Source organism: Isoptericola sp. NPDC056134, assembly GCF_042264825.1.
GTDB classification, from domain to species: Bacteria; Actinomycetota; Actinomycetes; order Actinomycetales; family Cellulomonadaceae; genus Isoptericola; species Isoptericola nanjingensis.
The window spans coordinates 167,065-186,408 of sequence record NZ_JBHJVM010000001.1; the positions used below are offsets into that span (position 1 = coordinate 167,065).

The window sequence follows — 19,344 nt, forward strand, 5'->3', positions numbered from 1 at the left end:
TCACCGCCTCGTTCGGGGGTCGAGGACGCCGTAGAGGATCTCCACCAGGAAGTTCGCGAGCAGCACGCTCACGGTGATCATGAGGAAGAGGGCCTGCATCAGCGGGAAGTCCTGGTTGGTGACGGCGTTGAACAGCAGGTAGCCGACGCCGGGGTACGCGAACACCTGCTCGACGAGCAGGGAGCCGCCGACGACGCCGCCGAGCGCCATGCCGAACCCGGTGAGGTTCGGCAGGATCGCGTTGCGGGCGGCGTAGCGGATCGCGACGGTGCGGCCGCGCAGGCCGTTGGCCTCGGCGAACGTCACGTAGTCGTCGCCGAGCGTGTTGATCATCGTGTTGCGCATGCCGAGGATCCAGCCGCCGAGCGACGTGATGAGGATCGTCACCGCGGGCAGGGCCGCGTGGTACAGCACGTCGCCGAGGAACTCCCACGACAGGTTCGGCACCGCGGTGGCGGAGTAGGCGCCCGAGGTGGGGAACCAGCCGAGCACGTAGCCGAGGAAGAAGACGATGAGGAGCGCGGTCCAGAAGTAGGGGAACGCGGAGAGGAAGCTGCCGGCCACCGTGGGCAGGGAGTCCATCCAGGTGCCGCGCTTCCAGGCCGCCCCGATGCCGATCAGGGTGCCGAGCACGAACGCCACGACGGTGACGGCGCCGACCATGATCAGCGTCCAGGGCAGGGCGCCGGCGACGAGCTCGGAGACCTGCTGCGGGAAGAAGGTGTAGGACACCCCGAAGTCGAGGTGGATGACGTTGTTCAGGTACGTGACGTACTGGTCCCAGATGCTGCCGCCGGGCACGCCGAGCTGGGCCTCGATCGCCGCCTGCACCGACGGCGTCACGGGGCCGTTCTGGGCGAGCTTGGCGATGGCCGCGTCAGCGGGCGAGCCGGGCATGAGGCGCGGGATGACGAAGTTCAGCGTCACCGCCGCCCACAGCGTGAGGACCAGCAGGCCGAGCTTGCGGAGCGCGTAGCGCAACGGAGCCTCCGGGTCGGTCGGTTCGGTGGGGCAGGGGGTGGCGGGGGGGGGTGGAGGGGGGGGGTGGGGGGGGTGGCGGGGGGGGAAAAGAAACAAGCCCGCCCCCGCCTCTCCAACCCCCCCCTCCCCCCCCCCGGGTCCGGGATCCTGCGGCGGTCGGCTCAGCGGCTGTGCGCCGACACGTCGCCCATCGTGGTGGTGGCGCGGATCGCGACCTGGACGTCGCCGCCGCTGTTCGTGATCGAGTTGTTGATGCGGCCCAGCGTCGTGCCCGCGTCGAGCGACGCGGTGACGCCGGACGCGACGCCCACGGTCACGTCGCCGGCCTGGGTGCTCAGGTCGAGCGCACCCTGCACGGCCTCCTCCACGCGGAGGTCGCCCTTCGCGGTGCTCAGCGTGCCGGGGCCGGTGAGCCGGCCGACGGTGATGTCGCCGGCCTGCGTGGCGAGGCGGGCGCTCGCCGCCTCGTCGATCTTGACGTCACCGTGCGCGGTCTCGACGACGACGGCGCCCAGGCGCCCGACGCCGCGCAGCGGGGCGCTCGCCGCGGTGACCTCGACCGCGGACCCTGCGGGCAGCTGCACCGTGACCTCGACCGAGCCGGAGGGCCCGAAGGCTCGGTGCCCGTCGGGCGCCGCGACGCGCAGGACGCCGTCGGCGTACGCGACGGTGGTCTGCTCGGCGGCCTCGACGTCGCGGCGCTTCGAGGCGTCGGCGGGCCGCACCTCGACCGTGGTGTCGGACCGGTCGGCGGCGACGAAGGTGAGGCGCCCGGCCGGGACGTCGACGACGGCGGAGACGGGGGCGGGGGTGGCGAAGTTCTGCATCGTTCTCAGCTCCTGCGATGGTCGGTGCGGTGACTTTCTGACATGCGAAACGCTACGTTGCGTTCGTAGATCGGGCAAGAGCAATGTTGCATCAGAAGACCGTTTGCGCAGGTCACAATGCCAATATCGTTGCACCAGGCCTGAACATCAACGCAACCACCGCGCTTGAGCCCGTTGCACCTGACCCGAAGTGAACGTAACGTGGCACCCGGCCCGACCCCGGGCCCGACCCCAGGAGGACGCCATGCCGGGAGGCCGGCTCACCGCCCAGGAGCGCCAGCAGATCGCGCTGGGCCTCGCCGACGACCTCGCGTACGCCGAGATCGCCCGCCGGCTCGACCGCCCGACGTCGACCGTCACGCGCGAGGTGATGCGCAACGGCGGCCCCGGCGGCTACCGCGCCGACCTCGCGCAGCGCGCCACCCAGCAGCGCGCGCACCGTCGTCGTCCCGCCTCGCCGCGCGCGACGTCCGGCTCGGGGGCCGCGACCGACGACGCGGCCCTGCGGGAGTACGAGGAGACGTTCACGACGCTGCTCATGCAGTCCGGCCTCCCCCGCATGGCCGCGGCCGTGCTCACGCGGCTGTACGTGGCGGACTCGGGCAGCCTCACCGCGGCGGAGCTGGTCGAGAGGCTGCAGGTGAGCCCGGCGTCGGTGTCCAAGGCGGTCGCGCTGCTGGAGAACCTGGGGCTGATCCGCCGCGAGCGCGAGGACGGGCGCCGCGAGCGCTACGCCGCCGACGGCGACGCCTGGTACCAGTCGATGATCGCCGCCGCGCGCTCCAACGCCGCGCTCGCCGCCACCGCCCGGCAGGGGGTCGACGTCCTGGGCCGCGACTCCGCCGCGGGCGCGCGCCTCGAGAACATGGCCCGCTTCATCGACTTCGTCGCCGACAGCATCACCCGCGCGGCCGAGCAGGCCCGCGACCTGCTGCACACCGGCCCGGCTACTTGATCGCGCCCATCGACAGGCCGCGCACCAGCTGCTTCTGCGCGATCCACCCGGCGAGGATCACCGGCAGCGACGCGAGCAGCGCGGCGGCGCAGAGCCGCGCGAGGAACAGGCCCTCGCTCGTCATCGTCGAGACGATGAAGATCGGCACGGTGGCGGCGCGCGACGCGGTGAGGTTGAGCGCGAAGAAGAATTCGTTCCACGCGAAGATCACGCAGATGAGCGCCGTCGCGGCGATGCCGGGCGCGACCATCGGGATGAGCACGGACCGCAGCGTCTTCATCAGCCCCGCGCCGTCGACGGCGGCCGCCTCGAGCACCTCGGCGGGGATCTCCTGGAAGAACGACCGCATCATCCACACCGCGATCGGCAGGTTCATCGCCGTGTACAGCACGACCAGCGTCCAGATGTTGTCGAGCACCTTGAGCTGCCCGGCGATGACGTAGATCGGCACGATGACGGCCACGACCGGCAGCATCTTGGTGGAGATGAAGAAGAACAGCACGTCGCTGACCTTCTCCACCGGCCGGATCGACAGCGCGTACGCGGCGGGGATGCCGAGCAGCAGCACGAGGACGGTCGAGACGCCGGTGGCGATCGCCGAGTTCGCGACGTACGTGCCGGACTCCCCGACCACCGCCTGGAACTGGTCGAGCGTCGGGGTGAAGAACCACGTGGGCGGGTCGGACGACGCCTGGTTCTCCTGCTTGAACGCCGTCATCGCCATCCACAGGACGGGGAAGAAGAACCCGAGCGCGAGGATCCAGGTGAGGGTGGTGAGCAGCCCCCCGGTGACGCTGCTCCGGCCTGAGCGGCGCGCGGCCGCGGACGGGGCGACAGGCGTGCGCGGGGCCGTTTCGGTGGCGGTCATGCTCACTCCTTGACGTCGAAGCTGCGGAAGATGAGCCGCAGCGCGGCGGAGGCGACGATGATCGTGGCGATGACGACGACGACGCCCATCGCGGCGGCCTGCCCGACGTCGAAGCCGAGGAAGGCGCGCTGGTAGATGTAGAACGGCAGGTTGGCGCTGGCCGTCCCGGGGCCGCCGGCGGTCATGAGGTAGATCTGGTCGAACGTGTTGACCACGTAGATGATCCCGAGCAGCACGCCCAGCTCGATGTACCGGCGCAGCTGCGGCAGCGTGATCGACCCGAAGGTGCGCCACCAGCCGGCGCCGTCCATCGCGGCGGCCTCGAGCACGTCCTTCGGCTGGGCCTGCAGCCCGGCCAGGACGAGCAGCATCATGAATGGCGTCCACTGCCACACCAGGGCCATGAGGATCGCGACGATCGGGTACGTGGAGGTCCAGTCGACGGGGTCGATGCCCACCAGCCCGAGCGTCCAGTTGAACAGCCCGTACGTCGGGTTGAGCATCGCCATCGACCACAGCACCGAGCTGGCCACGGGCATGATGAGGAACGGCGTGATGAGCAGCGTGCGCGCCACGCCCCGGCCGCGGAACGGCCGGTCGAGCAGGATCGCGAGCACGATGCCCAGCACCATCGCGACCAGCACGCAGCCGAGGGTGATGACCACCGAGTTGAGCGCCGTCTGGCGGAACACCGAGTCGCGCGCGATGTCGAGATAGTTCGAGAGCCCGACGAAGAGGTCGGAGTCGGGGCGCAAGAGGTTCCGCGAGTGCAGCGAGTACCAGATCGTCACGAGGAACGGGATCTGCGTGACGACGATCGTGAAGACCAGCGCCGGCAGCAGCGGCCCGCGGCGGCGCCACCGCTCGGCGCGGGAGTACCGGTGCTTGTCCGCGCGGGCGGCGCGCTGGGCCTGCGCGCGCCGCAGGTTCCCGGCCTGCGTGGTGACGGCGGTCATCGCTCGTTCTCCTTGCGGTACGTCTCGGCGACGGTCTCGGCGTACTGCTGCGACTGCTCCAGCGCGTCCGCCACCGACTTCTGCCCCGCGATCGCGGCCGACATCTGCTGCCCCACGCGGGTGCCGAGATCCTGGAACTCGGGGATGCCGACGAACTGGATGCCCGGGTACGGCACGGGCGCCACCATCGTCTTCTCCTGGGTGGCCTCGCTCATCGCGGTGAGGGTCGCGTCGGCGTACGCCTCCGAGACCTCCGCGTACTGCGGGATCTCGTACGTGGACAGCCGGCTGCCGGGCGGCACCCGCTCCCAGGAGAGCGTGGAGCCGACCAGCGTGATGTAGTCCTTGTCGGTCATCCACGACACGAAGTCCCAGGCGGCGTCCTTGTGCTCGCTGGTGGACGGGATCGCCAGGGACCAGGAGTACAGCCAGCCGGCCGCGTCGGTCTCGCTCACCGGCGCGGGCACGTAGCCCGTCTTGCCCGCCACGGTCGACGACGCCGGGTCCTCGATCGACGAGACCATCGACGTCGCGTCGTACCACATGGCCGCCTGGCCCTGCGCGAACCGGGTGAGGCAGTCGCCGAAGCCGGAGGTCGCGGCGCCAGGCTGCCCGTACTGCTGCACGGTGTCGACGTACGTCTCGACGGCCTCGCGCACCTCGGGCGAGTCGAGGCGAGCGTTCCCGCCCTCGTCGAACCACTGCCCGCCGTAGGTGTTCATCACTGTCGTCATGGGGGCCATGACCTCGCCCCACCCGGCCAGCCCGCGCAGGCAGATGCCCGCGAAGTCCTGCGACGGGTCGTGGAGCTCGGCGGCCAGCTCGCGGACGTCGTCCCAGGTGGGACGGTCCGGCATGGTGAGGCCCGCCTGCTGGAAGAGGTCCTTGCGGTAGGCGAGGAACGACGACTCGCCGTAGAACGGCACCGAGTAGAGGTCGCCGTCCACCGACAGCGCCTCCCGCACGCTGGGCACGAAGTCGTCCGGGTCGTAGCCCTCGGTGGCGTCGGCGTACGGCTGCAGGTTCTCGATCCAGCCGTTCTCGGCCCACATCGGCGTCTCGTAGTTGGAGATCATCACGACGTCGAACTCCCCGCCGCCGGTGGCGACGGACGCGGTGATCTTGGCGCGGGCCTCGTTCTCCGGCAGGGACACGAAGCGCACGTCGATGCCGGGGTGCTCCTTGCGGAACTCGTCCTGGAGGGAGATCGCGTCCTGCATCTGCGGGTTCGAGACGATCGCCACGACGATCTGCTCGCCGTCTCCCCCGCCGACGGCGCCCGCCCCCGCGCAGGCGGCCAGGGAGAGCCCGAGGACGGCGGCGCCGGCCGCGGCGGCGAGCCTCCGGGTTCGTGGTCGGAACATCGCTGTCCTCACGTCGTCGGTCCTGTCGGTGTGTCTCGACGAGCTCCGGCGCGCACAGATGAGATGCTGCGCTGCGCTCATCTGTATGGACAGTAGTTCGTGATGCTCACGTGAGCAAGGACCGAGCGCTCAGAGTGGCGCGGCGGCCCGACCTGCGAGGAGGATGATCCCGTGACCGACGCCGAGCACGCCCGCCTCCTCGTGGAGGTCAGCCGCGACTACTACCTCGACAACCGCTCCAAGGTCGACATCGCGTCCGCCCGCGGCATCTCCCGCTTCCAGGTGGCCCGGCTGCTCGCCGAGGCGCGCGAGAGCGGCGTCGTACGGATCGAGATCTCGCCGCCCGCCCACCTGGACGCCGGCCGCGCCCGGCGCCTGGCCGAGCGCCTCGGCGCGCGCGAGGTCGTGATCGCCGGCGCGGCCGGCACCCCCGGCGCGACGCGCGAGTCGGTCGCCCGTGCGCTCGCCGGCGTCGTCTCCGCGCACGTGCGCGAGGGCGCGACCCTCGGCGTCTCCTGGTCCCGCACGATCGAGATCGCGGTGCGCCACCTCGATCCCCTGCCCGCGTGCGACGTCGTGCAGCTGGTCGGCGCGCTGCCGGTGGACGGGTCGGGCGACTCGCTCGACATGATCCAGGGCTTCCGCCGGATGCCGGGCGTGCGCACCTGGCCGGTCTGGTCGCCGCTGCTCGTGGCCGACCCCGGCACGGCCGCCGGCATGCGCCGGCAGCCCGAGATCGCCGCCGCCCTCGACCGCGCCGACGGCCTCGACGTCGCCGTCGTCGCGATCGGGGCGTGGACGGCCACCGGATCCACCGTGTTCCCCCAGGTCACGGGGGACGAGCGGCGCGCCGCCACCGCCGCGGGGACCGTCGCCGAGTGTTCCGGACGGCTCTTCGACGCCGAGGGCCGCCGCGTCGTCACGCCGCTCGACGCCCGCGTGGTGGGCGTGACCTTCGACCAGCTCGTCCGCACCCCCGAGGTCGTCACCGCCGGCTACGGGCGCGAGGCCGCGCCCGGCCTGCGCGCCGCCGTCGCGGGCGGCATCGCCACCACCGTCGTGTGCGACGACGCCGCCGCGGGCGCGCTCGAGGAGCTGGTGGACGCGTCCGCCGGGTAGCGCCGCCGCTGTCCCGATTGCGGGCATGACCTGCGCCGTCGAGCCTGGGGGTGACCGAGGAGGCCACCATGACCGAGTCCGGCGAGCACCAGCCCGAGCGTCGCGCACGGGCGGACGACGACGCCACGCACGACGTCCCCGACACCCCGCGCGCGCCGTCCGACGCGCCGAAACCGTCCTGGGGCCGGGCCCTCAAGGGCACGGTCCGTGAGTTCGGGGCCGACCAGTGCACCGACCTCGCCGCCGGGCTGACGTACTACGCCGTCCTGGCGTCCGCGCCCGCGCTGCTGGCGCTGGTGTCGCTGCTGGGGTTCGTCGGGGACGCCGAGAAGGCTCTCGACTCCGTGATGAACACGGTCTCGGAGTTCCTGCCCGAGGACATGATCAAGATCGTCGAGCCCCTCATCGAGAACGCGGTCGGCAACACGGGTGCGGGGATCGCCCTCGTGGTCGGTCTCGTGCTCGCGCTCTGGTCGGCGTCGGGGTACGTCGGGGCGTTCGGCCGCGCGATGAACCGCATCTACGACGTCGAGGAGGGGCGCCCGGTCTGGAAGCTGCGCCCGGCGATGTTCGCGCTGACCCTGGTGGTGCTGATCATCGCCGCCGTCGTGGTCGCGAGCCTGGTGCTCTCCGGGCCGATCGCCCGGTCCGTGGGCGAGGCGATCGGCCTGGGGGACGTCGCCCTCACCGTGTGGGGCATCGCGAAGTGGCCGGTGGCGCTCCTGCTCGTCGTCGTCGCCGTGGCGATGCTGTACCACTTCACCCCGAACGTGAAGCGGCCGCGGTTCCGCTGGCTGAGCGTCGGCGCTGTCGTCGCCATCGTCGTCACCGCGATCGCGTCCGCGGCGTTCGGCTGGTACGTCGGCAGCAGCTTCTCCAACTACGGCTCGTACGGCATCCTCGCCACGTTCATCGTGCTGCTGCTGTGGCTGTGGATCGTCAACCTCGTGCTGCTGTTCGGCGCCGAGCTCGACGCCGAGGTGGAGCGCAGCCGCGAGCTCAACGACGGCATCGCCGCCGAGGAGAACATCCAGCTCCCGCCGCGCGACACCAAGGCCAGCGACAAGAAGGCCGGCAAGCGGCGCGACGCCGTCGCCGAGGACCGCGCGGTCCGCGAGGCCGCCGCCCGCGACCGCGCGGCGGACTGAGCGCGGCCGACCGAGCGCGGCCGGCTGACGGAGGCCTCCGGGCTCAGCCCGCGACGAGGCCCTCGACCGTCGCGCGGGCGCCGAGCGTGTGCAGCGAGTCCAGCGCGGCGGTGTACGCCTCGACGAACCGCGGCTCCGACGCCAGGTCGCCGAAGAGCTCCTCGTCGCGGACGAACACCAGCGGGTCCTCCCGGTTCCTCGCCGCCGCGGCCTTCAGGCGGTCCGCGAGGCGGTCGACGATCTCGATGGGCTCGCCCTGCTCGTCCACGGCCTCGTCGTACCGCGCCCACGCGGCGACGACGGCCGCGGACCGGTGCACGTCGCCGCCGGAGGCGAGGTTCGCCCGGATCACCGGGACGAGCCACTTGGGGATGCGGTCGGAGGACTCGGCGCACAGGCGGGCGAGCGTGTCGCGCACGTGCGGGTTGGCGAACCGCTCGATCAGCGTGGCCTCGTACTCCTCGAGGTCCACGCCCGGCACGGGCAGCAGCGTCGGGGCGCCCTCGCGCGCCATGTAGTCGCGCAGGAAGCGCACGAACGTCTCGTCGGCGCAGACCTCGTGCGCGTACCGGTACCCGGCCAGGTAGCCCAGGTAGCACAGCGCCTGGTGGCTGGCGTTGAGCAGGCGCAGCTTCATCAGCTCGTACGGCTCGACGTCGTCGACGAGCTGCGCGCCGACCTCCTCGTACGGCGGGCGCCCGTCCGCGAACCGGTCCTCGACCACCCACTGCGTGAACGGCTCCGCCACGACCGGCCACGCGTCGTCGACCCCGAACCGCTCGGCCACCATGGTGCGGTCGTCGTCCGTGGTGACGGGAGTGATGCGGTCGACCATCGAGTTGGGGAACGGGACGTGCTCCTCGATCCACCCGGCGAGCTCCGGGTCCTTGAGCCGCGCGAACGCGGCGAACATGCGGTGCGCGACGTCGCCGTTGCCCTGGATGTTGTCGCAGCTCTGCACGGTGAACGGCGGGACGCCGCGGTCCCGGCGGCGGCGCAGCGCCTCCGTGACCAGCCCGAACGTCGTGGCGGGCACGGCGCCGGGCTCCAGGTCCGCACGCACGGCCGGGTCGTCGGCGTCGAACTCGCCCGTCACCGGGCTGACGTTGTAGCCGCCCTCCGTGACGGTCAGCGACACGATGCGGATCTCCGGGGAGGCCATCGTCGAAAGCACCGCCTCCGGGTCGTCCGGCGCGAGCAGGAAGTCCACGATCGAGCCGATGACGCGGCCCTCGAGCGTGCCGTCGGGGTGCTTGAGCACCAGCGTGTACATCCCGTCCTGCGCGGCGAGCGCGTCGCGCATGCGGGCGTCGTGCGGCAGCACGCCGACGCCGCAGATCGCCCAGTCGAGCGCCTGGCCGGCGTTCATCAGCCGGTCCAGGTACATCGCCTGGTGCGCGCGGTGGAACCCGCCGACGCCCAGGTGCACGATGCCGGCGCGCAGGCGGCTGCGGTCGTACTGCGGGACAGCCAGGCCGTCGCTCGCGAGCGACTCCACGGTCTCGGCGCTGAGTGCGGTCATGGTGCGTCCTTGCTCCGTCGGGTACGGGAAGGACCAACGTAGCAAACGAGCACTGCGATGGTCACAGATGAGCGCGGACTGCCGTCACCGCGGCCGGTGCCCCGTCCGCGCGTCGACCATCCGCGCGCCCGTGAGGACACAGGCGAGGCCGCGCCGGTCGCCGGTCGCGACGACGCCGACCAGGGCCGCGAGCGCCACCACGTTCTGCAGCGCCCCGGCCCACGCGTTCGACGCGTCGCCGGGCGGCACCGCCTCCACGATCCCCAGCACCCCGTACAGGCCGAGCACGAGGTACCCGCGGGCGAGGCGCCGCGCGAGCGGACCGCGTCGCAGCGCCCCCGCGCCGTCGGGCCATCGCGGCTCCAGCCACACCGCCCGCTGCCCCAGCGACGCGCCCGAGCCGACCCACGGCGGCAGGAGGAAGACCACGACGGCGGGCACCACCGTGCCGAGCAGCACGTCGGGCCACGTCGTCGCGGACGAGACGTCCCGACCGGTCGCCAGCACCCCCACCCGGTAGGCGAGCTGCAGCGCCGCCCCCAGCGCGAACGCGGCGAGCAGGTCGGTGACCATCCCCAGGACGCGGCGCCAGAACGTCACCGGCCGCGGCTCCAGGCGCGCGGCGGCGAGCTCGCGCGCCTGCGGCATCCAGCGCAGCACGACGGGTGCGACGAGCGCGCCGAGCAGGCCGCCGAGCGTGTTGGTGAGCACGTCGTCCACATCGGCCACGCGGTAGGAGCACGGGATGATCCCGAGGATCCCGGTGTACTGCACCGTCTCGATCGCGACCGACGCGACGAGCGCGCTCAGGGTGGACCCGGCCACGCCCCACCCGAGGTATCGCCGCGCCAGCACGCCCCACGGCACGAAGAGCAGCACGTTGAACGCCACCTGCAGCACCGCGGCGCTGCGCAGCGTGGCCAGCAGCCCGAGGCCCGCCGTCTCCCGGCGGACGTCGTCCAGCGAGTGCAGGGGCACCAGCTCCGCGCCGGGGACCCCGTGCGCAGCGCACCACGCGGCCAGGTCCCCCGACGGCAGCGGCAGCAGCGTGTACGCGAGCAGCGTCACGACGTACACCGCGAGCGCCGCGGCGCCGAGCACCCGCCGCGCGTCGAGCCGCCCGTATCGTCGCTGCTGCACCAGCAGCACGGGGATCAGCACCCCGAGGAACACCAGCACCCCGAGGCCGACGCCCACCGCGGCCGGCCATGTCCATCGATCGATCACGCCGCCGACGGTAGGCGGCTACGGCTGGGTCAGCGCGTTCAGATCGCCGATCGTGCCGTCGAACACGTTCATGTCGATGTGCTCCTCCTCGCCGGCGTAGCCGGGGAGCGTGTCGCGGTCGGAGTACTGCCAGAACTCCCAGTCGCGGCGCGGCAGGTCGGGGGTGGAGGCGACGGACCGGATCCACAGCGGGTACCGGTCGTAGTCGTCACCCAGGTAGTCCGCCCGGATCTGCTGCGTCGTGTAGAGGATCGGCGGCACGCCGTAGTGCTCCTCGAGCGCGTCGAGCATCGGGTCGAGGATGCCCCGGAGCTCGTCGACCGTCGGCGGGTCGGCCGCGAAGTCGCCGTAGTACTCGACGTCGACGACGGGCGGCAGGGCGCCGCTCTCGGCGGGCACGACGTCGATCATGTGCGCCGCCTGGTCGGCGCCGGGGCTCTCGAAGGAGAGGAAGTGGTAGGCGCCGACGAGCAGGTCGGTGGCGCGGGCTCCCTCCCAGCTCGCCGCGAACCGCTCGTCCTCGTGGGCGGAGCCCTCGGTGGCCTTGATGAACGCGAAGTCCAGGTCCTGGTCCGCGAGCACGGGCCAGTCGATCTCGCCCTGGTAGGCGGACACGTCGACGCCGCGCACGGCATACCGGTCGGCAGCCAGGCGGTTGGGCCAGAGCACTCCGTTCCACACCAGCAGCGCCAGCACGCCCAGCAGCACGACGACGGCCCCGACGGCGACCGCCAGCGCACGACGACCCCGACCTCGCCCTGCTCGCTCGCCGCTCATCCCGCTGATGATCCCCGATCACGCCCACGCCGGGCCACCACCGGGCCGGTCGGACGGCGCGCGCCGCGACGCGGCCCGCGGAATGATGCCCTCATCCGAGGTGAGGAGACGCATGACCGACGCCACCGACCAGGCTGCGGCGCCGCCGTCGACCACCTCCCCGGCGCTGCGGCTGCTCCGCACGGCGAGGCGTGCCCCGTTCACGCTCGGGATCGTCGCGCTGATGCTCGTGCTCGGCGTCGTCACCGGCGCCCTGTGGTCGCCGTTCGAGGACCACCCGTGGTTCGCGAACGTCGCGTTCGGCGCCCCGGCGTTCGCCGACGGACGGTGGTGGACGCCCGTCACGGGCTCGCTGTTCGCCCTCGAACCGTGGGAGTACGTGGCTGTCGCCGGGGTCTTCCTCCTGCTCGTCGGCTGGACGGAGCTCCGCCTCGGGACCCGGCGCGCGGTCGTCACGGCGGTGACCTGCCAGCTCGTCGGCGTCGTCGGGACCGCCGGCGGTCTCGCCCTCCTGGCCCGGACGGGCTGGGACTGGGCGGAACGTCTGGCGCAGGTGCTCGACGTCGGCTTCAGCGCGGGGGTCGTCGGGGCGGTGACCGTGACGGCGTTGAGCCTGGCACCGCCGTGGCGGTTCCGGGCGAGCGCCCTGATCGCGATCTACGTCCTGGCCGCCCTCGTGATCTGGGGCGGGATCGCGGACGTCGAGCACGTCGTCGGCTGGGTGGCCGGGCTCGTCGTCGCCCGCCCGGTGCTGGGAGCGAGGCTGGGGCGCGGCACACGCGCCGGGCGCCTGCAGCGCGACCGGGCGACGGCCGCCGGCTACTTCGCGATCTCGGCCCTGATCGTGGTGCTCACGAGCTTCGCCGCCGGGCCCAGCGAAGGACCGCTGGGCGAGGTCGCCAGCAGCGGCTGGCCGACGGGTGTCCTCGCCGTCGCGGTCGACCTGGTCCTCGCCGTCGGCCTGCTCCGGGGCAGGAGGTCGTGGTGGCGGCTGGCCGTGGCGCTCACGCTGCTCGGGGTGCTCGGCGAGGCGCTCTTCGCGCTGGCCGCGTCCCTCGCGCTGCCCGAGGAGCTGCCGCTCGTGCTGCTCATGCTCCTGCTGGACCTGGGTGCGCTGGCGCTGCTGGTCGTCCGGCGGTCGTCGTTCCGCGCCCGTCGGCACGCGCGGCCGTCGGCGGGGGCCCGGCTGGACCAGGACGACGCGCGCGCGACGCTCCGCCGGCTCGGGGCGGGCCAGCGGCTGGCCTGGATGACGACCTGGGACGGGCTCGAGCGGTGGACGCCCGAGGGGCAGGACGGGTACGTCGCCTACCAGGCGCACGCCGGTGTCGTCGTCGTCCTCACGGACCCGGTCGGCGACGGGCCGGACGGCCGTGCGGAGCTGGTGGACGCCTTCGTGGGGGCGGCGTCGACGGCGGGCGCGGGGTCGTGCTTCTTCTCCGCGAGCGAGGAGGTCGCGGAGATCGGGCGATCGCGCGGCTGGACCCTCGTGCCGGTGGCCCAGGAGGCCGTGATCGACCTGCCGGGCCTGGAGTTCCGGGGCAAGAAGTGGCAGGACGTGCGCACGGCGCTCAACCAGGCCGCGAAGCAGGGCATGGAGCACCGGCTGGTGCGACTGGTCGACGAGCCGCCCGAGACGCTCGCGCAGGTGCGGGCGATCTCCGAGGCGTGGCTCGGCGACAGCGACCTGCCGGAGATGGCCTTCACGCTGGGCGGGGTGCGCGAGGCCCTCGACCCGGAGGTGCGCGTGGGGCTCGCGGTGGACGGCGAGGGTCGGGTGCACGGCGTGACGAGCTGGCTGCCCGTGCACGCACCGGACGGGCAGGTCGTCGGGTGGACGCTCGACGTCATGCGGCGCGCACCGGACTCGTTCCGCTACACGATGGAGCTGCTCATCGCGTCCGCCCTCACGACGTTCCGGGACGAGGGCGCCCTGGAGGCATCGCTGTCCGGCAGCCCGCTCGCCCACGGCGACCTCCCCTCTCCCGGGGGCCTCGACGCCGTCCTCGACCGCCTCGCGGAGCGCCTCGAGCCCCTCTACGGGTTCGAGTCCCTGCACCGTTTCAAGATGAAGTTCCAGCCACGGAACGCTCCGCTCTACCTCGTGGTGACCGAGCCCGCGACCCTCCCCCTGGTGGGACTCGCCCTCGTGCGGTGCTACCTGCCCGACGTGCACGCGCGCGAGCTGGTCGCGGCCGCCCGGTCGTCCCGCCGCTGAGCGCGCGGCGCACGGCGTCGCCCGTCACTTGATGCCCGTGGTGGCGATGCCGCGGACCAGGAACCTCTGACCGAAGAGGAACACGAAGAACACGGGCAGCAGCGACACGATGGACATCGCGAACATGGCTCCCCAGTTGCTCTCCCCCTGCGAGTCGACGAACAGCCGCAGCGCGACCGGCACGGTCATCATGTCCGTGTCGGTGAGGTAGATGAGGGCGCTGAAGAACTGGTTCCAGGTGCCGATGAACGTGAAGATCGCCGTCGTCGCGAGGGCCGGCGTCATCAGCGGCAGGATGATGCGCAGGAAGATCCGCGCGTGTCCGGCGCCGTCGATCCGGGCGGCCTCGTCCAGCTCCTTGGGCAGCCCCCGGATGAACTGGACCATGAGGAAGATGAAGAACGAGTCGGTCGCGAGCATGTTCGGCCCGACCAACGGCCAGAACGTGTTCACCATGCCGAGCTGGGAGAACAGCACGTACTGCGGCACCAGCGTGACGTGCCCCGGCAGCATGATCGTGATGAGCATGATCGCGAAGAGCAGCGTCTTGGCGGAGAACCGCATCCGCGCGAACGCGTAGGCCGCCATCGAGCACGAGACGAGCGTGCCGAGCACGGACCCGAGCACCACGACCGCCGAGTTGAGCATGTAACGGCCGAAGGGGTGGCTGAGCGCGTTCCACCCGTCCGGGTAGTGCGACAGGTCGACGTCGCTCAGCCACAGGCCGGGCTGGCTGAAGATGAGGTCGTCCGGCCGCAGGGACGAGACCACCATCCACAGCAGCGGGTAGATCATCACGGCGCCCGTGACGATCAGCACGAGGTGCTTGAGGACGCTCCGCACGGGGTGGGAGGAGCGCCGACGTCGCGCGGCGACCGGCGCGGGCTCCTGGGGGGCCGGGGCCGTCTCGACGTCCCGCTGGATGGTGTCAGTCATCGTAGTAGACCCAATACTTCGAGGCGATGAAGTTGACGGCGGTGAGGGCGCCCACGATGAGGACCAGCAGCCACGCCATCGCGGAGGCGTAGCCCATCTCGAAGTCCTTGAACCCCGTGTTGTAGAGGTACATCGTGTAGAAGAGCGTCGAGTCGGACGGGCCGCCGATCCCGCCCGAGATGATGAACGCCTGGGTGAACGACTGGAACGCCCCGATCGTCTGCAGCACGATGTTGAAGAAGATGATCGGGGTGAGCATCGGCATGGTGATGCGCCAGAACTGCTTGGCCTTGGTGGCCCCGTCGACGGCGGCCGCCTCGTAGTACATGGTCGGGATCTGCCGCAGCCCGGCGAGGAAGATGATCATCGGCGACCCGAACGTCCACACGTGCAGCAGGATGATCGTGCCGAGCGCCGTGTCCGGGCTGGAGATCCAGCCCATCCCCTCGATGCCGAAGAGGCCGAGCACCTGGTTGACCAGGCCGGTCGTGCCGAAGATCTGGCGCCACAGGATGGCGATGGCCACCGACCCGCCCAGCAGCGACGGCAGGTAGAAGACCGAGCGGTAGAAGGACAGCCCGCGCATGCCCCGGTTGAGCGCCACCGCGATGAAGAGCGCCACGGCGAGCTGGAGGGGCACTCCCACGACGACGTAGGTGAGGGTCACCCGGAGCGACTGGTGGAGGCGGTCGTCGGTCAGCATCCGGAGGTAGTTCTCCAGGCCGACCCAGTTCGGGTCCTCGAGCAGGTTGTAGTCGGTGAACGACAGGTAGAACGACGCGATCATCGGGCCTGCCGTGATGACCACCAGCCCCAGGAGCCACGGGAGCAGGAAGACCAGGGCCGCCTTGTTGTCCCGTCGCGCCGCCTTCCGCTCGCGCGGGTCCAGGGGGCGACCGCCTCGCTTCAGCTTCGAGAGCTCGGTGATCGCGCTCATCCGGACGAGCCCGTCTGCGCTGTGGAACGATTCATCGCGTGGACCTCCTCGACCACGGAGCGCTGCGCACCAGCGCGCAACTTTTGGGGTAACCGTTGACCACAGTATCGAACTCTTCGTAGTCTGGGAAGCGCCTTCCCGCTCGCCGACGCCGACCGTCGCGAGCCTTCCAGGGGACGGGCTGCTCGTACAGGGAGGTACGACCCCATGCAGAGACTCAACTTCAGGACGACCGTCGCGACGGCCACCGCCGGCCTCGTCGTGCTGACGACCGCCGCGGGCTGCGCCGTCGACCAGCCCGGCGCCGACGCCGCGCCCTACGACCCCGACGAGGAGGTGACGATCACCTTCGCATGGTGGGGCGGGGAGGAGCGCAACCAGATCACGAAGGAGGCGATCAAGGGGTTCGAGGAGGATCACCCGAACATCACCGTCGAGACGCAGAGCAGCGACTTCGGCAGCTACTGGGACATGCTCGCGACGCAGGTCGCCGGCGGCGACGCCCCCGACCTGATCACGATGGGCGGCTCCTACCCGAGCGAGTACGCCGGCCGCGGCGCGCTGCTGGACCTCGGCACGGTGTCCGACTACCTCGATACCTCCAAGGTGCCGGCGGACACGCTCAAGATCGGCGAGATCGAGGGCACGCAGTACACCGTCCCGTCCGGCGTCAACGCGCTGGCGGCCTTCCTCAACCCGGCCGTCTTCGAGGAGGCCGGGGTCGAGCTCCCGGACACGTCGACGTGGACGTGGGACGACTTCGCCGCGATCACGCAGCAGCTGTCCGACCAGAGCCCGAAGGGCACCTACGGCACCGTGCCGTTCGCCAACTCCTCGCTGCTCGACGCCTGGGCCCACCAGCACGGCGAGGCCATCTTCGCCGAGGACGGCACCGTGGGCGTGAGCCCCGAGACCGTGTCCGCCTGGTTCCAGCTCTGGTTGGACGCCCAGAAGAACGGCGCCACCCCCGAGGCCAGCATCTTCGTGGAGGACTCGACGGCCGTGCCCGAGCAGTCGCTGTTCGGCACCGGCAAGCAGGGGATCGCCTTCGCGTGGAGCAACTTCAAGGCGGACGCGCTCGGCGACTCCGTCGTCGAGGCGAACCTCCCCGGCGAGGCCGAGGCGGTCGGCAACCGCGTCGGCTCCACGATGGAGTACGCCATCACCTCGAAGACCGCGCACCCCGAGGCCGCGGCGATGCTGCTCGACTACCTCATCAACGACCCGCGCGTGGTCGACGCGGTCGGCACGGACCGCGGGGTCCCGGCGAACGCGGAGGTGCGCGACCACCTGCGCGAGAGCCTCAGCACCGTGCAGCAGAAGGAGGTCGACCTCATCGACGAGATCGCCGCGTCCGACGCCGGCGCGCGGATGCCCGCCCCCGAGGGCGCCAGCAGCACCGGGGACATCTTCACCCGGCTGATGCAGGACGTGCTCTTCGAGCGGACGACGCCGGACGACGCCGCCGAGCAGTTCATCTCCGAGGTCGAAGGCTCGTTGAAGTGACCGCCCCCGGCGTCGCCCTCGTCGGCGGCCACGGCTACGCGACCCGCCACCTGGAGCACCTGCGGGGCGCCGAGCGCTCCGGCCGGGCCCGGCTGCTCGGCGTCGCGGACCCTCGCCCGCCCGAGGACGACGCCGGCGGCGTCCCCTGGTTCGACTCGCTCGCCGACCTGCTGGACGCCGGCGTCGAGCCCGACGTGGTGGTGATCTCGACGCCGCCGCACACCCATGCGCCCCTTGCGCTGCGGGCGGTCGCGGCCGGGGCGGACGTCTACGTGGAGAAGCCGCCGGTCGCGTCGTGGGCGCAGTACGTCGAGCTCGAGCGGGCTGCGCGCGACGCCGGCCGCGTCGTGCAGGTCGGGTTCCAGAGCCTGGGGTCCGAGGCCCTGGGGATCATCGAGGACGCGCTCCGCGCCGGCGAGATCGGCGACGTGCTGGCCGTCGGCGCCGTCGGGACGTGGTCGCGCACGGTCGGCTACTACGACCGGTCCCCGTGGGCGGGCAGGCGCGTCCTCGACGGCGTCGACGTGGTGGACGGCGTGTCGACCAACCCGCTCGCGCACGCCGTCGTGACGGCGCTGCGCCTGGCCGGCGCCCGGCGCGCGGACGACGTGCTCGACGTCGACGCCGACCTCTACCGCGCGCACGCGATCGACGCCGACGACACGTCCGTCGTCCGCGTCCGCACGGCCAGCGGCGTCGCCGTGACGCTCGGCCTGACGCTGTGCGCGCAGGAGCAGACGGCCCCGGTGATCCGCGTGCGCGGCACCCGCGGCACGATCGAGCTGAGCTACACCACCGACGAGCTCACGGTGGACGGCGTCGCCGGACGGCGCACCCTCACCGCGGGCCGCGCGCACCTGCTCGACGACCTGCTCGTGCACCGCGCGACGGGCGCGGACCTGCTCAGCCCCCTGGCCGACTCCGGCGCGTTCATGCGCGTGCTCGAGGCGGTGCGGGTGGCCGATGCGCCCCGCCAGATCCCCCCGGAGGCCGTGACCTGGACGGGCTCGGGCCGCGACCGGCGACCGGTCGTGCACGACGTCGACGCGATCCTCGCGCGGGCGGTCGTCGCGCAGGCGACGCTCGCCGAGCTGGGCGTGCCGTGGGCGCGGAGGCGACCCGCCCTCGACGTGCTCGACGTGGGCGGCGTGCCGGTCGCCGAGCTCCGCGACGGCGCCGACGTGGCGCCGATCCTCTCCCCGCGGCCCTACCTGCACCCGGTCTCCACCCTCGACGGCGTCGTCGTGACCGACCACCTGCCGGCCGACCACGCCTGGCACCTCGGCGCCGGCCTGGCGATCCAGGACGTGAGCGGCACCAACCTCTGGGGCGGCCGCACGTTCACGGCGGAGGACCGCGAGTACGTCTGGCGGGCCGACCACGGGCACGTGCGCCTCGACCGGCACGCCCGCCGCGGCGGCATCGCCGAGCAGTCGCTGACCTGGTGCGACCCCGCGGGCGCCGCCCTGCTGACGGAGCACCGCCGGTGGGAGGCGTCCCCCTCCCCCGACGGCTGGTGGCTCGACCTGCGGACCGAGCTCCGCAGCGCCACCGGCGACCCGGTCCCGCTCGGCGGCCCCGGCAGCAACGGCCGGGCCGGCGGCGGCTACGGCGGCTTCTTCTGGCGCATCGCGCCCTGCACCGACGTCCATGTGCGGACCGCGGACGCCGACGGCGAGCAGGCCGTGCACGGCACCACGTCTCCGTGGTTGGCCTGGACCGCCACGTTCGCCTCGGGGCCCGCCACGCTCGTCGTCGTCGCCGCGCACGACGACGACACGGACCCGTGGTTCGTCCGCTCCGCCGGCTACCCCGGCGTCGGCCTCGCGCTCGCGTGGGACCGCCGCACCACCGCGCCGGTCGACGAGTCCCTGCGCCGGCGCGTCCGCGTGCTCGTCGCCGACGGCGTCCTCGACGACGACCACGTCGCGCGGCTCGCCGCCGACACCCTGGCGCGCGACCTCGCGCCCGCACCGCTCGCCTCCCGACCCGCCTGAAAGGGC

At 72.3% G+C, this 19,344-nt stretch carries 16 protein-coding genes; 6 read left to right on the forward strand and 10 right to left on the reverse strand.

The window, feature by feature from the left end; translation table 11 throughout:
* Both ACFCZN_RS00765 and ACFCZN_RS00770 read right to left on the reverse strand, forming a co-directional pair.
* On the reverse strand, window positions 1–981 hold the full coding sequence (locus ACFCZN_RS00765; protein WP_429730146.1) for an ABC transporter permease: 981 nt from the start codon (window positions 979–981) through the stop codon (window positions 1–3).
* A 161-nt stretch (window positions 982–1,142) separates the two neighbouring features.
* Window positions 1,143–1,808, reverse strand: a complete 666-nt coding sequence (locus ACFCZN_RS00770) for a DUF4097 family beta strand repeat-containing protein (RefSeq protein WP_429762995.1) — start codon at window positions 1,806–1,808, stop codon at window positions 1,143–1,145.
* Between the two features lie 244 nt (window positions 1,809–2,052).
* On the opposite strand from ACFCZN_RS00770, the gene ACFCZN_RS00775 reads away from it, so the two are divergent.
* Window positions 2,053–2,763 (forward strand): MarR family transcriptional regulator, encoded by a 711-nt coding sequence (locus ACFCZN_RS00775; protein WP_430555502.1) that lies wholly within the window; start codon window positions 2,053–2,055, stop codon window positions 2,761–2,763.
* Here ACFCZN_RS00775 and ACFCZN_RS00780 read toward each other — a convergent pair.
* The 3 genes from ACFCZN_RS00780 to ACFCZN_RS00790 are packed head-to-tail and all read right to left on the reverse strand — an operon-like array spanning window position 2,756 to window position 5,951.
* On the reverse strand, window positions 2,756–3,631 hold the full coding sequence (locus tag ACFCZN_RS00780; RefSeq protein ID WP_429762993.1) for a carbohydrate ABC transporter permease: 876 nt from the start codon (window positions 3,629–3,631) through the stop codon (window positions 2,756–2,758). The two genes, ACFCZN_RS00775 and ACFCZN_RS00780, sit on opposite strands and share 8 nt — an antisense overlap.
* Window positions 3,632–3,633: 2 nt before the next feature.
* A complete protein-coding gene (locus ACFCZN_RS00785) occupies window positions 3,634–4,587 on the reverse strand; it encodes a carbohydrate ABC transporter permease (protein ID WP_429762992.1) in 954 nt (317 codons plus the stop codon).
* Complete coding sequence (locus tag ACFCZN_RS00790; protein WP_430555503.1) at window positions 4,584–5,951, reverse strand: ABC transporter substrate-binding protein; 1,368 nt, start codon at window positions 5,949–5,951, stop codon at window positions 4,584–4,586. The genes ACFCZN_RS00785 and ACFCZN_RS00790 overlap by 4 nt, the downstream gene beginning before the upstream one ends.
* 171 nt (window positions 5,952–6,122) lie before the next feature.
* Between ACFCZN_RS00790 and ACFCZN_RS00795 the strand changes: the two genes are divergently transcribed.
* Window positions 6,123–7,070, forward strand: coding sequence for a sugar-binding transcriptional regulator (locus ACFCZN_RS00795; RefSeq protein ID WP_429762990.1), 948 nt, complete (start codon window positions 6,123–6,125; stop codon window positions 7,068–7,070).
* A 68-nt stretch (window positions 7,071–7,138) separates the two neighbouring features.
* Entirely contained in the window at window positions 7,139–8,218 is a 1,080-nt protein-coding gene (locus ACFCZN_RS00800) for a YihY/virulence factor BrkB family protein (RefSeq protein ID WP_429762989.1), read from the forward strand.
* 43 nt (window positions 8,219–8,261) lie between these two features.
* Here ACFCZN_RS00800 and ACFCZN_RS00805 read toward each other — a convergent pair whose 3' ends face one another.
* From ACFCZN_RS00805 to ACFCZN_RS00815, 3 genes are all read right to left on the reverse strand, one after another.
* On the reverse strand, window positions 8,262–9,740 hold the full coding sequence (locus ACFCZN_RS00805) for a mannitol dehydrogenase family protein (RefSeq protein WP_430555504.1): 1,479 nt from the start codon (window positions 9,738–9,740) through the stop codon (window positions 8,262–8,264).
* A gap of 84 nt (window positions 9,741–9,824) precedes the next feature.
* Window positions 9,825–10,967, reverse strand: coding sequence for a VanZ family protein (locus ACFCZN_RS00810; protein WP_430555505.1), 1,143 nt, complete (start codon window positions 10,965–10,967; stop codon window positions 9,825–9,827).
* Window positions 10,968–10,985: 18 nt separating this feature from the next.
* The gene (locus tag ACFCZN_RS00815; protein ID WP_430555506.1) at window positions 10,986–11,744 is read right to left on the reverse strand and encodes a GH25 family lysozyme; all 759 of its coding nucleotides are present in this window, start codon (window positions 11,742–11,744) and stop codon (window positions 10,986–10,988) included.
* A gap of 112 nt (window positions 11,745–11,856) precedes the next feature.
* Here ACFCZN_RS00815 and ACFCZN_RS00820 point away from each other — a divergent pair, with 112 nt between their 5' ends.
* On the forward strand, window positions 11,857–13,962 hold the full coding sequence (locus tag ACFCZN_RS00820) for a bifunctional lysylphosphatidylglycerol flippase/synthetase MprF (protein WP_429762984.1): 2,106 nt from the start codon (window positions 11,857–11,859) through the stop codon (window positions 13,960–13,962).
* 24 nt (window positions 13,963–13,986) lie between these two features.
* Here the strand turns inward: ACFCZN_RS00820 and ACFCZN_RS00825 are convergent, their stop codons facing one another.
* Together ACFCZN_RS00825 and ACFCZN_RS00830 are read right to left on the reverse strand one after the other, a co-directional pair.
* Window positions 13,987–14,757: a carbohydrate ABC transporter permease gene (locus tag ACFCZN_RS00825; protein WP_429763213.1), complete on the reverse strand. Its 771-nt coding sequence runs from the start codon at window positions 14,755–14,757 to the stop codon at window positions 13,987–13,989.
* 133 nt (window positions 14,758–14,890) lie between these two features.
* Window positions 14,891–15,835, reverse strand: a complete 945-nt coding sequence (locus ACFCZN_RS00830) for a carbohydrate ABC transporter permease (protein WP_429762983.1) — start codon at window positions 15,833–15,835, stop codon at window positions 14,891–14,893.
* A gap of 207 nt (window positions 15,836–16,042) precedes the next feature.
* On the opposite strand from ACFCZN_RS00830, the gene ACFCZN_RS00835 reads away from it, so the two are divergent.
* Both ACFCZN_RS00835 and ACFCZN_RS00840 read left to right on the forward strand, forming a co-directional pair.
* Entirely contained in the window at window positions 16,043–17,341 is a 1,299-nt protein-coding gene (locus ACFCZN_RS00835) for an ABC transporter substrate-binding protein (protein ID WP_429762982.1), read from the forward strand.
* Window positions 17,338–19,338, forward strand: coding sequence for a DUF6807 family protein (locus ACFCZN_RS00840; RefSeq protein ID WP_430555507.1), 2,001 nt, complete (start codon window positions 17,338–17,340; stop codon window positions 19,336–19,338). The genes ACFCZN_RS00835 and ACFCZN_RS00840 overlap by 4 nt, the downstream gene beginning before the upstream one ends.
* Window positions 19,339–19,344 lie beyond the last annotated feature (6 nt).

Excerpts from the sequence above, each read along its gene's own strand:
- ACFCZN_RS00770 (WP_429762995.1), bottom strand. The coding sequence starts at position 1,808 with ATGCAGAACTTCGCCACCCCCGCCCCCGTCTCCGCCGTCGTCGACGTC.
- ACFCZN_RS00775 (WP_430555502.1), top strand. The coding sequence starts at position 2,053 with ATGCCGGGAGGCCGGCTCACCGCCCAGGAGCGCCAGCAGATCGCGCTG.
- ACFCZN_RS00780 (WP_429762993.1), bottom strand. The coding sequence starts at position 3,631 with ATGACCGCCACCGAAACGGCCCCGCGCACGCCTGTCGCCCCGTCCGCG.
- ACFCZN_RS00785 (WP_429762992.1), bottom strand. The coding sequence starts at position 4,587 with ATGACCGCCGTCACCACGCAGGCCGGGAACCTGCGGCGCGCGCAGGCC.
- ACFCZN_RS00790 (WP_430555503.1), bottom strand. The coding sequence starts at position 5,951 with ATGTTCCGACCACGAACCCGGAGGCTCGCCGCCGCGGCCGGCGCCGCC.
- ACFCZN_RS00800 (WP_429762989.1), top strand. The coding sequence starts at position 7,139 with ATGACCGAGTCCGGCGAGCACCAGCCCGAGCGTCGCGCACGGGCGGAC.
- ACFCZN_RS00805 (WP_430555504.1), bottom strand. The coding sequence starts at position 9,740 with ATGACCGCACTCAGCGCCGAGACCGTGGAGTCGCTCGCGAGCGACGGC.
- ACFCZN_RS00815 (WP_430555506.1), bottom strand. The coding sequence starts at position 11,744 with ATGAGCGGCGAGCGAGCAGGGCGAGGTCGGGGTCGTCGTGCGCTGGCG.
- ACFCZN_RS00820 (WP_429762984.1), top strand. The coding sequence starts at position 11,857 with ATGACCGACGCCACCGACCAGGCTGCGGCGCCGCCGTCGACCACCTCC.
- ACFCZN_RS00825 (WP_429763213.1), bottom strand. The coding sequence starts at position 14,757 with ATGATCTACCCGCTGCTGTGGATGGTGGTCTCGTCCCTGCGGCCGGAC.
- ACFCZN_RS00830 (WP_429762983.1), bottom strand. The coding sequence starts at position 15,835 with ATGAGCGCGATCACCGAGCTCTCGAAGCTGAAGCGAGGCGGTCGCCCC.
- ACFCZN_RS00835 (WP_429762982.1), top strand. The coding sequence starts at position 16,043 with ATGCAGAGACTCAACTTCAGGACGACCGTCGCGACGGCCACCGCCGGC.